Below are 13,993 nucleotides of genomic sequence, written 5' to 3'. Positions count from 1 at the left end.
ATAAAAAATCAAGGAAAAAGCCTTGTGAATAAATGGTTTTAAACAAAAATGTTCAAAAAATAAAAAGTACAAAATAAAATTTTTATTTATTTTCTGAAACATTATGAAGTATGATTAACTACGACGTACACGAATGTGTTTTTGCCGGGAGGTTTTTTATGTTAGGGAAAAATAATATAAAATTAAGAAGAGAGAAGATGAGTAACAAGTTCTACCGTTACTCCATCAAGCGCTTGAATATCGGCGTGGCCTCAGTGGCTGTGGCAGCGGGCTTATTGTTCGCCAACCAGGCCGTGAGCGTGCAGGCGGATGAAATTAGCGCAGCTGACGCAGTGGACCGGGTGGAAGCCCCAGCCGATGCGGCCAGTCAACCAGAAGCAGAGCCAGTAGCTGAACCAGCCCCAGCGGCTGAAGTCGCTCCAGCAGCAGAAGAAACACCTGTTGAGGAAGCGCCAGCTAAGGCGGAAGAAGAAGTAAAAGCGCCAGCAGCAGAAGACAAGGCTCAAGCCCCAGCTGAAGCTGATCAGGCTAAAGAAAACAAAGCAGAAAAAGCAACTGGCACTGTGTCACCAGAAGTGGGTGAATTTTCAGACAAATACAAAAAAGAAACAGCTAACAGCCAAGCAGGCAACTATGCAGCGGCTGAAGGTGCTGAAATTCCAGGCGCTTCTGCGGAAGCTGCCCGTGATGCAGGCCTCGACCGTTTAGCTAAGAGAATCTTAGGGGCAGCTAACCCTCAAGAAGCTCTTAGAACAGAACTAAAGGACATCTATACCGACGAAGAGATTGAAGGCATCGTTAAGAACGTTGATTTATCTAAAGTCAGCAACGGCCGCCAGTTGATGGAAGAAGTCTCCAAGGCCGGCGTTCAATACGCAGGCGACAAACGCCGCACGGGCTTTGCCTTCTATGCCGCAGACCCGACTGCTAGCGATATTCCAGATAGAGTTAGAGTAGATGATGGAGCCCCTGTTGCTCTTGGTAATCCCACAAAACCAATCAGCCAGAATGGTCAAGGGGTTGTTCATGGTTCAGGTGGGGTACCTGCTCGTTATATACTAAAAGCAACACCAGATAAACTTAATAATCAGGTTAATTTCGAACTGATTTACCGTCTTGATCCTCAAACTGTGTCAGCTCTTGGTGGGTCTGTTAACCATCAATCTCGTTTTGGGATTGAATTAGGTAGCGGCTACAATTATAACCCTAACACTGGTGTTCAAGCCCGTGTTGAAGTAGAGGGTAATAAGAAGCGTAACCCACTGAATGTCACTATGAAAGCTGGAGCAGCAACTGGATATCATGGCTTATCAATGGGAAATGATTACTCTCTAAGTAATTTTGATGTTGGAAAAGGCTATCCGCTTGTTTACAAGTTCTCTGTTCCTGTTAAGAATTGGAATGATAACTTAGAATATAAAGCGACTATCGGGATGTTTAACCAATCTTCTGGATCCACTCCTGGCTTAACTGACCCTGTTAACCGAGCTAACTATTTCTACAATGATGCTGTAAAACGTGGTGACTTGAATCCAAAAGCACATTTAGGAACGCGTGAAGAAGTTGAGAGAATTCCAGTTAAATTCCAAAGTAAGTATAAGACAACCACAGAACTTCCTGTTGGCTCAACAAAAGAAATTCGACGAGGCGAAGAAGGGGTTAATAAAGTTACTAGAACCATTCGTACTTACAAAGGCGTTGATATGGGGGAAATTAATACTCGAACAGAGGTCGAAAAAGCCCCAGTTGATGCTGAGTTCTTAATTGGGGTTGGCCTGCCTGAAGGTCAAAAAGAACCTTTACTGCCCCCAGTAGTTGATCCGCGCTTGTCTGGAGATACTACGGTTAGTGGTGTGTCTGAACCAAATAAGAATATAAGAGTGACGATTGGTGATAAATATTATATAACACATACTGATAATCAAGGTAATTTTACAATAACAGGTGTTCCTCCATTAAATGAAGGAGAGACAATCTCAGCTGTCGCATGGGACTCTAACCGGACTAGTCTACCAGGCAAGACCATCGTTCCTCGTGACGGTCGGGCGCCTCAAATTTCTACCCAACGCGGTGAAAAAGATGGTCGCCCAGGGACTAAGGTAACCGTAACGGATCCTGTAACTGGTAGAGTTCTTAACGAAACCTTTGTTTATGATGGCCAACAAGGTCCTCAAGGCCCACAAGGTATCGCTGGTCCTCAAGGCCCACAAGGTGAGAAAGGCGATCCAGGCGTAGCCGGACCACAAGGCGCCAAGGGTGAAAAGGGCGAAGACGGTAAGACTTACGTTCCAGTCGTTGACCGCGATGAAGCTAAGAAAGAAACTACCATTAAGTTCTACCCAGCAAATCCAGACGGTTCTGCTGACACCACTAAAAACCCTGTCGCAACTGGTGTCGTTAAAGACGGTAAAGACGGCGCTAAGGGTGACAAGGGTGAAACTGGTGCTACCGGCGCAACAGGTGCTCAAGGTGCCAAGGGCGAAGACGGTAAATCTTTCGTTCCGGTTGTAAGCCGCGACGAAGCTAAGAAAGAAACCACCATCAAGTTCTACCCAGCCAATGCAGACGGTTCTGCTGATACCACTAAGAAAGCTGTCGCTGAAGGTGTGGTAAAAGATGGCGAAACCGGTCCTCGAGGCCCACAAGGTGAAGCAGGTCCACAAGGTCCTCAAGGTATTGCTGGTCCAAAAGGCGACAAAGGTGAAACCGGAGCAACCGGCGCCCAAGGTCCAAAAGGCGACAAGGGTGAAACCGGAGCTCAGGGTCCAAAAGGTGATACCGGCGCTCAAGGGCCTAAGGGTGACCAAGGTGCTCCAGGTACCCCAGGTAAGGACGGCCGCGACGGCTTAAGCCCACTGGTTGATGTTCGTCGTAATGACGCTAACGATGGGGTTATCATCACCGTAACGCCACGCCACTACAATGCTCAAGGTCAACCTGAAAACGGGACGCCAACCACTAGCGAAGTCAAAGACGGCGCTCCTGGTACTGACGGCAAGACCTATGTCCCTGTTGTTGAAAAAGGGGCCGATGGTATTACCCATATCAAGTTCTACCCAGCCAAAAAAGATGGCACGCCTGATAAAGACCAACAACCGATCGCAACCGGTCAAGTTAAAGACGGTGAAAAGGGTGACCCAGGTATCCAAGGCCCTCAAGGTGAAAAGGGTGATACCGGTGCTCAAGGCGCCCAAGGTGAGAAGGGTAAAGATGGTGTCGACGGCAAGTCTTACGTTCCAGTTGTTGAACGTGATGAGGCCGGCAAACAAACGACCATCAAGTTCTACCCAGCTAATACCGATGGCACAGCCGACAAGACCCAAAAACCTGTCGCTGAAGGTATCGTAAAAGATGGCGAAAAGGGTGAAACCGGTGCAACTGGCGCTCAAGGTGAAAAGGGTGCGGATGGCAAGTCCTACGTTCCAGTTGTTGAGCGCGATGAGCCTAACAAACAAACGACCATTAAATTCTACCCAGCCAAGGCAGATGGCACAGCCGATAAGGCCCAAAATCCTATTGCAACTGGTGTCGTAAAAGACGGTAAAGACGGTGCTAAGGGCGAAAAAGGTGAAACTGGCGCGACCGGCGCAACAGGTGCTCAAGGGGCCCAAGGCGAAAAAGGCCAAGACGGTGCTAACGGCAAGACTTTTGTCCCAGTTGTAGAGAAGGGCGAAAATGGTGTTACTACCATCAAGTTCTACCCAGCTACCCCAACAGGAGAAGCCGATAAGAGCCAAAAACCTGTCGCAACTGGTGAAGTTAACGACGGCGCAGACGGCAAGACCCCACTGATCGAAACGACCCGTGTGGACGACGCTGATCCTAAGGAAACTGGTAACCAACCAGGTACTAAAGTCACCATTAAAGATCCAGTCACCAAAGAAGTCCTAAGCGAAAGCTTTGTTAAAGATGGCGTGAAGGGCGACAAGGGTGAGAAAGGTGACCCAGGTCAAAATGGCCGCGACGGTTTAACTCCATTAGTGGATGTTAAACGGAACCCAACTAACGATGGCGTGATCATTACTCTGACCCCACTTTCATATAATGAACAAGGTGAAGTGGTTAATGGTGACCCTGTGACCAGCGAAGTCAAAGACGGCGCCAAGGGTGATCCTGGTAAAGATGGCAAGAGCCCAATCGTTGAAACCGCTCGTGTAGCTGACGCTGATCCAAACATAGAGGGCGACCAACCAGGTGCTAAGGTGACCTTCAAGGACCCAACCACCGGCGCAACTTTAAGCGAAAGTTTCGTTAAAGATGGCGAAAAAGGTGAAAAAGGCGACAAGGGTAAGGATGGACTGACCTATGCGCCAGTTGTTGAAAAAGGCCAAGACGGCATCACCACCATCAAATTCTACCCAGTGGATCCTCAAACGGGTCAACCTGACAAGTCTAAGCAACCATTCGCTGAAGGCCAAGTCAAAGACGGCGCTAAAGGTGAAAAAGGTGACCCAGGTCAAGATGGTAAGACCTATGCGCCAGTTATCACTAAGGGGGAAGACGGCACCACTTCAATCAAGTTCTATCCTGTCAACCCAGAAACTAAGAAACCAGACACGACCCAAGAACCTGTCGCAACTGGTGAAGTTAAGGATGGGAAAAACGGTAAGGACGGCTTAACGCCTAAGGTTGAAACCCGCCGTAACGATACCAACGATGGTGTGATCATCAAGGTGACCCCACAAGTTCGCGACGCCCAAGGTAATGTCGTAGACGGTACCCCAACCGAAACAGAAGTTAAAGACGGCAAGAACGGCGAAAATGGTAAGACTTACGTTCCAGTCGTTGAAAAGGGCGACAATGGCGTAACGACCATTAAGTTCTACCCAGCTAACGCAGAGGGTAAAGCTGATACGACCAAGGACCCAGTAGCCACTGGCCAAGTCCAAGACGGGGCTAAAGGCGACAAGGGTGACCCAGGTATCCAAGGTGAGAAAGGCCTAGACGGCAAGAACGGGACAGACGGTAAGACTTTTGTTCCAGTCGTTGAGAAGGGCAAAGACGGTGTCACCACCATCAAGTTCTACCCAGCTAATGCAGAGGGTCAAGCCGACAAGACCAAAGATCCAGTCGCTACGGGTGAAGTCAAAGATGGGAAGACCCCAATCGTTGAAACCAGCCGTGTAGAAGATGCTGATCCAAGTATTGAAGGGAAACAACCAGGTACTAAGATTGTGGTCAAAGACCCAGAAACCAAGGCTGTTATCAGCGAAAGCTTCGTCACAGACGGTATCGATGGCAAGACCTTTGCGCCAGTGGTTGAAAAGGGTAAAGATGGCGTAACGACCATTAAATTCTACCCAGTAGATCCTAAGACTGGTGAGCCTGATAAGACCCAAAACCCAGTCGCAACTGGTGAAGTCAAGGACGGTAAAGATGGCCTAACGCCTAAGGTTGAAACCCGCCGCAACGATACCAATGACGGTGTGATCATCAAGGTGACCCCACAAGTTCGTGACGCTCAAGGTAATGTTGTTGACGGTACCCCAACTGAAACGGAAGTCAAGGACGGTAAGACCTACGCTCCAGTGATCACTAAGGGCCAAGATGGTGTTTCCACCATCAAGTTCTACCCAGTCGACCCTAAGACCGGCCAAGCTGATCAAACTAAGGACCCAGTCGCAAGCGGCGAAATCAAAGACGGCGCTAAAGGCGACAAGGGTGAAAAAGGTGACCCAGGTGAGAAAGGTCAAGACGGTAAGAACGGCGAAAACGGTAAGACTTTTGCTCCTGTTGTGACTAAGGGCGCAGACGGCACCACCTCCATCAAGTTCTACCCAGTGAATCCAGAAACTGGCAAGGCGGATGAAAGTCAACCAGCTGTTGCTGAAGGCACTGTGAAGGATGGCCAAGACGGCAAGACCTTTACCCCTGTTGTTGAGAAAGGTCAAGACGGTACAACAACGATCAAGTTCTACCCAACCGGTAAAGATGGCCAAGCTGACAAGACCAAAGATCCAGTCGCTTCTGGCGAAGTTAAAGACGGCGCAGACGGCAAGACCTTTGTCCCAGTTGTAGAGAAGGGCGACAATGGTGTTACTACCATTAAGTTCTACCCAGCTGGTAAAGATGGCCAAGCCGACAAGACCAAAGACCCAGTGGCTACTGGCGAAGTCAAAGACGGCAAGAGCCCAGTTGTTGAAACGACCCGCGTAGAAGATGCCGATCCAGCAACTGAAGGTAATCAACCGGGTACCAAGGTCACTGTCAAAGACCCAGAAACTAACAAGGTCATTAGCGAAAGCTTCGTTAAAGACGGCGAAAAGGGTGAAAAAGGCGACAAGGGGACCGATGGGAAGACCCCAGTTGTTGAAACGACCCGCGTAGAAGACGCCGATCCAACAACTGAAGGCAATCAACCAGGCACCAAGGTTACAGTTAAAGACCCAGAAACTAACAAGGTCATCAGCGAAAGCTTTGTCAAAGACGGTAACGACGGTCAGAGCTACGCCCCAGTCGTTAAGAAGGGCGAAGATGGCACAACCTCCATCAAGTTCTACCCAGTCGATCCTAAGACCGGCAAGGCTGATGAAAGTAAGCCAGCTGTTGCAGAAGGAACCGTCAAAGATGGTGTCAACGGTAAGTCCGCTTACACCACAGTTGTTGAAGGACCAAACGCAGCCGGTGAACCAGGCCAATGGATCATCAACTACTTCGACAAGAACGGCGACGGCAAGTTCACTGACGACGAAATTGTTTCCACCCAATTTGTCCGCAACGGTAAAGATGGGAAAGACGGCAAGGACGGTAAGACATTTGCTCCTGTTCTTGAAAAAGGCAAAGATGGTACAACTTCGATTAAGTTCTACCCAGTCAACCCAGAAACTGGTAAGGCTGATACTACGCAACCAGCCGTAGCAGAAGGAACGGTCAAGGATGGCCAAGATGGTAAGACCTTCGCTCCAGTCCTCGAAAAGGGTAAAGACGGCGAAACCACCATCAAGTTCTACCCAGTTAACCCAGAAACTAAACAGCCAGACACGACCCAAGCTCCTGTTGCAGAAGGCAAGGTGAAGGACGGCAAGGACGGTAAAGACGGTCTCAGTCCTAAGATTGAAACACGTCGTAACGATGCTAACGATGGTGTGGTCATCAAGGTGACCCCACAAGTTCGTGATGCTGAAGGTAATGTTGTTGACGGGACGCCAAGTGAAACAGAAGTTAAGGACGGCCAAAACGGCAAGACTTACGCTCCTGTTGTAACGAAGGGCCAAGACGGCACAACTTCGATCAAGTTCTACCCAGTCAATCCAGAAACTGGTAAGGCTGATACTGATCAACCAGCTGTTGCTGAAGGAACAGTTAAAGACGGTGCTGACGGCAAGACCTTCGCCCCAGTTGTTGAGAAGGGTGCAGACGGTACAACCACGATTAAGTTCTACCCAGTAGATCCTAAGACCGGTCAGCCAGACACCAGCCAACCAGCTGTTGCAGAAGGTGCAGTCAAAGACGGTAAGTCTGCCTACACTACCGTTGTTGAAGGACCAAATGCAGCCAATGAACCAGGCCGCTGGATCATCAACTACTTCGATAAGAATGGCGACGGCAAGTTTACCGACGATGAAGTCGTATCTGCCCAATTCGTTCGCGATGGTAAGGACGGCAAGACCTACGCTCCAGTCCTCACTAAGGGTGAAAATGGCACAACCTCTATTAAGTTCTACCCAGTAGATCCTAAGACTGGTGAGCCAGATACCAAGCAAGCCCAGTTGCCACTGGCGAAGTCAAAGACGGCGCTAAGGGTGACGACGGTAAGAGCTTTGCCCCAGTGGTTGAGAAGGGCGCAGACGGCACCACCACCATCAAGTTCTATCCAGTAGATCCTAAGACCGGTAAAGCTGACACGACCCAAGCTCCTGTGGCGGAAGGCTCTGTCAAAGACGGTAAGTCCGCCTATACCACAGTTGTTGAAGGACCAAATGCAGCTGGCGAGCCTGGCCGTTGGATCATCAACTACTATGACAAGAACGCGGATGGCAAGTTTACCGACGATGAAGTCGTATCTGCTCAATTCGTTCGCGATGGTAAGGACGGCGTTGACGGCAAGACTTACGCTCCAGTTGTGACTAAGGGTGCAGATGGTACAACCACCATCAAGTTCTATCCAGTAGATCCTAAGACTGGCAAGGCTGATGAAAGTCAACCAGCTGTTGCAGAAGGTTCTGTGAAAGATGGTAAAGACGGGAAGGCCCCAGTCGTTGAAACTGAACGGGTGGAAGACCTTGATCCAAACACCCCAGGCAAGCAAGCCGGGACCAAGATCACTGTCAAAGATCCAGAAACTGATAAGGTCATTAGTGAAACCTTCGTCAAGGACGGCCAAGACGGCAAGTCTCCAGAAGTCACCACTAAGGACAATGGCAACGGGACCCACACCATCACCATCAAGAACCCAGATGGCACGACCACCACAACAACCGTTAAAGACGGGGCTAAAGGTGACAAGGGTGAAAAAGGTCAAGACGGTACGAATGGTGTCGACGGCAAGACCTTTGCCCCAGTCGTTGAGAAGGGCGCAGACGGCACGACCACTATCAAGTTCTACCCAGTCGATCCTAAGACAGGTAAGGTTGATAAGAGCCAAGAACCTGTTGCCACTGGCGAAGTCAAAGACGGCGCTCAGGGTGCAGCTGGCCAAGACGGTAAATCTGCCTACACGACGGTAGTCACTGGACCTAACGAAGCTGGTGAACAAGGTCAATGGATCATCAACTACTACGACAAGAACGGCGACGGCAAGTTCACCGATGATGAAGTCGTTTCCGCTAAATTTGTCCGTGACGGTAAGGACGGCAAGTCTCCAGAAGTCACGACTAAGGACAATGGCAACGGAACTCACACCATCACCATCAAGAACCCAGATGGCACAAGCACTACCACAACGGTCAAAGACGGTAAAGATGGGAAAGCACCAGTCGTTGAAACGAGCCGTGTAGAAGACGCTGATCCAAATACTCCAGATAATCAACCAGGTACTAAGATCACTGTTAAAGACCCAGATACTGGCAAGGTGATCAATGAGACCTTCGTCAAAGACGGTAAAGACGGTAAGGACGGCGTTGACGGTAAGACCTTTGCCCCAGTTGTTGAGAAGGGTGCAGATGGTACAACCACCATTAAGTTCTACCCAGTCAACAAAGAAACGGGCAAGCCAGACACCAGCCAACCAGCCGTTGCAGAAGGCACTGTCAAAGACGGTAAGGATGGCCAAAGCTACGCACCAGTTGTAGAAAAAGGTCAAGATGGCACCACCACCATCAAGTTCTACCCAGTTGATCCTAAGACCGGTAAAGTGGACACGACTCAACCAGCTGTTGCAGAAGGTGCAGTCAAAGACGGGGCAAACGGCAAGTCTGCCTACACCACCGTCGTTGAAGGGCCAAATGCAGCCGGCGAGCCTGGCCGCTGGATCATCAACTACTTCGACAAGAACAACGACGGCAAGTTCACCGACGATGAAGTCGTATCTGCCCAATTCGTTCGCGATGGTAAGGATGGCAAGTCCCCAACAGTCGAAGTGAAGGACAACGGTGACGGAACCCATACCATCACAACCAAGAACCCAGACGGCAGCGTGAACTCCACCACCACCGTTAAGAACGGTAAGGACGGTAAGTCCCCAGTCGTTGAGAGCACCCGGGTTGAAGATGCTGATCCAAATACACCTGGTAACCAAGCAGGTACCAAGATTACGGTCAAAGATCCAGAAACCGGTAAGGTCATCCGCGAAACCTTCGTCAAAGATGGCGTCAACGGTAAGGATGGTAAAGACGGTAAGAACGGTATCGACGGTAAGAGCTTTGCGCCAGTCGTTGAGAAGGGCCAAGATGGCACGACCACGATTAAGTTCTACCCAGTAGATCCTAAGACTGGTAAGCCAGACACCACTCAACCAGCCGTTGCAGAAGGTTCTGTGAAGGACGGTAAGGATGGCAAGTCGCCAGTCGTTGAAGCCAGCCGCGTCGACGACCTCGATCCTAACACCCCTGGCAAGCAAGCCGGCACTAAGATTATTGTCAAAGATCCTGAAACCGGCGCTGTTGTTCACGAAAGCTATGTGAAAGACGGTCAAGACGGCAAGTCTCCAGAAATCACCAGCAAGGACAACGGTGACGGCACCCACACCATCACCATCAAGGATCCAAGTGGTACAGTAACCACAACTACTGTCAAAGACGGTAAGAATGGTAAAGATGGCCGTGACGGTATCGATGGCAAGAGCTTTGCCCCAGTGGTTGAGAAGGGTCAAGATGGCACCACCACGATTAAGTTCTACCCAGTAGATCCTAAGACTGGCAAGCCAGACACCACGCAAGCACCTGTTGCAGAAGGCTCTGTCAAAGATGGCAAGGACGGCAAGTCTCCAGAAGTCACCACTAAGGACAACGGCGACGGGACCCACACCATCACCATCAAGAACCCAGACGGCACGACCACAACCACGACGGTCAAAGACGGTAAGGATGGCAAGACCCCAGAAGTCGGCGTGAAAGACAACGGTGACGGTAGCCATACCATCACCATCAAGAATCCAGATGGCACGACCACAACCACGACTGTCAGAGACGGTAAGAATGGTCAAAACGGTAAAGACGGCCGCGACGGAAAAGATGGTATCGACGGTAAGACTTTTGCCCCAGTCGTTGAGAAGGGTCAAGACGGCACCACCACCATTAAGTTCTACCCAGTAGATCCTAAGACTGGCCAGCCAGACACCAGTCAACCAGCAGTCGCAGAAGGCTCTGTTAAAGATGGTAAAGATGGCAAGTCTCCAGAAGTTTCCTTGAAGGACAATGGCGACGGGACCCATACCATCACCGTTAAGAACCCAGATGGCACCACTTCAACCACTACCGTGAAGAATGGTAAGGACGGCAAGTCCCCAGAAGTGACCACTACGGATAACGGCGACGGAACCCACACCATCACCATCAAGAACCCAGATGGCACGACCACAACGACAACTGTCAAAGACGGTAAGGATGGTCGCGACGGTATCGACGGTAAGACTTTTGCCCCAGTGGTTGAGAAAGGTCAAGATGGCACCACCACGATTAAGTTCTACCCAGTAGATCCTAAGACTGGCCAGCCAGATACTACGCAACCAGCAGTCGCAGAAGGTTCCGTTAAGGATGGCCGTGATGGTAAAGACGGTAAGGATGGCAAGTCACCACAAGTTTCTATCCGAAACAATAACGACGGCAGCCACACCATTACCATCAAGAACCCAGACGGCACCACCACCAACACCACTGTCAAAGACGGCAAGGACGGTAAGTCCCCAGAAGTGAGCGTCAAAGACAACGGTGACGGCAGCCATACCATTACCATCAAGAATCCAGATGGCACGACCACAACCACGACGGTCAAAGACGGTAAGGATGGTCGCGATGGTAAGGACGGTAAAGACGGCCGTTCCGAACGCATCCGGACTGAAAAAGGTAAGGATAGCCAAGGCAACGAAGGCGTTTGGGTCATCATTACCGACGACAAGGGCAATGAATTAAGCCGTGAATTTATCCGCGACGGCAAGACCCCATCTGTTAAGGTGGAAGAAGGCAAGAACAGCCGCGGTGATTCTGGCCAATGGATTATTGTCTTCGACGGAGACGGCAATGAAGTTTCCCGTGAATTTGTCCGTGACGGTAAAGACGGCGCTTCATCAAGCCTCGAAACCGTTCCAGGTAAGAATGAAAAAGGTGAATCCGGCCTTTGGGTAATCGTTAAAGACGGTGAAGGCAATGAATCCAGTCGTCACTTCGTCCGCGATGGTAAAGACGGCAAGGACGGTAAGGATGGCCGCAGCGTACAGAAGATCTACAACCGTGAAGGTAAACTGATCATCATCTTCTCAGACCACACCACGGAAGAGATTGAAATCCCATGCTGCAAACCATGCCCAGAGTCTCCAAGAACACCAAAACCAGGAGACCCAACACCAAACGTTCCAACCAAACCAGAAACTCCGAAACCAGGTGAGCCTAAGGTACCGAATGATCCAAAACCAGGTGAGCCTAAGGTACCTGGCACTCCAAACCCAGGAGTACCAAGTGTCCCAGCTGATCCTGGAAAACCAGGCCAACCAGACCCAGAAGTACCAAGTGTCCCAGCTGACCCTGGAAAACCAGGTCAACCAGACCCAGAAGTACCAAGTGTCCCAGCTGACCCTGAAAAACCAGGTCAACCAGATCCAGAAGTACCAAATGTACCGGGCAACCCAACACCGGAAGTACCGAACGTACCGGGTAACCCAACACCAGAAGTACCAAGTGTACCGGGTAATCCAGCACCAGAAGTACCAACTGTACCAGGCAACCCAACGCCAGAAGTTCCAAGCCAACCAGAACAACCTGCTAAGGTTCAAGTAGAAGGTGTGACCTACCCTGCAACGACCCAAGTTCGTCAAGAAAACAAGGACCAGGCCACACCAAAACAAGCCAAAGCTAAGACTCTGCCACAAACGTCTTCAACCAGCCAAGTATCCACCGCAGCACTCGCTGTCTCCCTCCTCGCAGGGGTTGGACTACTTGTCTTCCCAATGAAGAAAGAAGACTAGTCTCTGACTTAAGGCAAGGTCAAAGTAAAAATTAGCGAGCTGGAAAGCTTGAAAAAAGCCCATCTTCGAAAGTGAAGATGGGCTTTTTGTTGGTTATAAAATATTTATGAAAAGAGCCTCCAAACTTGACTGCTCGGCCAAGTCTGGGGGCTCTTTTGTTTGAAAGGTAATTTTTAATTGACCCGGAAATTTTTCATGCTGAGGTCCAGGATGCCGGCAGAGTGGGTGATGGAGCCGGAGGAGATATAGTCTAGGTCCAGGTCTTTTATCCGAGAGACGGTGTCGGCTGTCATATTACCGGAACCCTCGATAATGGCCCGGCCGTTGATATAGGCAATGGCCTCCGCCATCTGGTCGTGGTCCATATTGTCCAGCATGATGATGTCCACCCCGCAAGCGACCGCTTCCTTGACCATGTCGAGGTTCTCTGTCTCCACTTCAATCTTATGGATGAAGGGGTCGACCTCCCGGACCGCTTGGACAGCCGCTGTGATCGATCCCGCCGCGCCGATATGGTTGTCCTTGAGCATGATGAGGTCAGACAGGCCGTGCCGGTGGTTGTAGCCGCCGCCGACCCGGACCGCATACTTCTCTAGGTTGCGAAAGCCCGGCGTCGTCTTCCGGGTATCCATCAGTTTGATGTTGGACCCTTCGAGAGCATCCACAAATCGCCGCGTTGCCGTTGCAATCCCCGATAAGCGCTGCAAGTAGTTCAAGGCAACCCGCTCCCCAGTCAAGAGGGTGGTGGCCTTGGCCTGGATGCTTAAGATGACCTGCCCCTTTTCAATCCGTTCGCCCTCCTGGATGAAGCTATCGAACTGGCTGTCTTCCTGGAGATAGGTGAAGACTGCCTGGAAGATGGGCAGGCCACAGAGCACCCCCTCCTGCTTGGCAATCAGGTCCACCGTCCCTGTTTGGCCTTGGAAAATAGCCTCCGAGGCCAGGTCATAATAGGGCACATCCTCGGCCAGGGCTGTCTCAATGAGGGTTTGCAATTCACTGTCTTTTAGGGCTAACATAAGCATCCTCCTAGGTCTTTTCTTCAATTATAGCATAGTCTAACCTATTCGCCTGGGATGAGCCCAGTTTGTATTCTTCAAAAAGGGGCCTAGACTTTAGTGAAGGTGGGAGGAGCAATCTTTGTTCATAGGCTTTGAGTGTGGGGCTCGGCAACTTTTATTTGGAAGCTCCGATTGAGTGTAGGCCCCTGTCAATCTTCGTTGCAAAAAGAATTACTCTAATAGATAGAAGAAAACAAGCTAGCAAGGGCCTTGCTAGCTTGAAATCCTTATTTTTTAATTTTGACCACACTTTACTTGGCGCTTGGTATTGGCTCGCCAAGTTCCAAATAAGAGCATGGTTTGGGAGTTGTGGCCCATTAAGTTCTAAATGAAGGCTCTGTTTGGGAGTTGGGACTTACTAGGTTCCAGATAGGGG

Annotated in this window: 3 protein-coding genes; 2 read left to right on the top strand and 1 reads right to left on the bottom strand. The window is 50.3% G+C overall.

All coding sequences use genetic code 11. The annotated features are described in order from the left end of the window. The first annotated feature begins 197 nt into the window (after positions 1-197). Together AWM72_RS09635 and AWM72_RS09730 are read left to right on the top strand one after the other, a co-directional pair. Entirely contained in the window at positions 198-7,820 is a 7,623-nt protein-coding gene (locus AWM72_RS09635) for a YSIRK-type signal peptide-containing protein (protein WP_067973402.1), read from the top strand. Further along, positions 7,769-12,556 carry a collagen-flanked surface repeat-containing protein gene (locus tag AWM72_RS09730; protein WP_067973399.1) on the top strand — a complete coding sequence of 1,596 codons (4,788 nt, stop codon included), beginning with the start codon at positions 7,769-7,771 and terminating at the stop codon, positions 12,554-12,556. The genes AWM72_RS09635 and AWM72_RS09730 overlap by 52 nt, the downstream gene beginning before the upstream one ends. 173 nt (positions 12,557-12,729) lie before the next feature. Here the strand turns inward: AWM72_RS09730 and nadC are convergent, their stop codons facing one another. Next, complete coding sequence (nadC, locus tag AWM72_RS03745; protein ID WP_067973397.1) at positions 12,730-13,575, bottom strand: carboxylating nicotinate-nucleotide diphosphorylase; 846 nt, start codon at positions 13,573-13,575, stop codon at positions 12,730-12,732. Between the last annotated feature and the right edge of the window lie 418 nt (positions 13,576-13,993).

The organism is Aerococcus sanguinicola (assembly GCF_001543145.1).
Classification (GTDB): Bacteria; Bacillota; Bacilli; order Lactobacillales; family Aerococcaceae; genus Aerococcus; species Aerococcus sanguinicola.
The sequence above is the reverse complement of the archived record's forward strand: the minus strand, read 5'-3'. Positions and strand labels throughout refer to the sequence as shown.

Coding starts and splice junctions, on each gene's coding strand:
- AWM72_RS09635 (WP_067973402.1), top strand. CDS start 198: ATGAGTAACAAGTTCTACCGTTACTCCATCAAGCGCTTGAATATCGGC.
- nadC (WP_067973397.1), bottom strand. CDS start 13,575: ATGTTAGCCCTAAAAGACAGTGAATTGCAAACCCTCATTGAGACAGCC.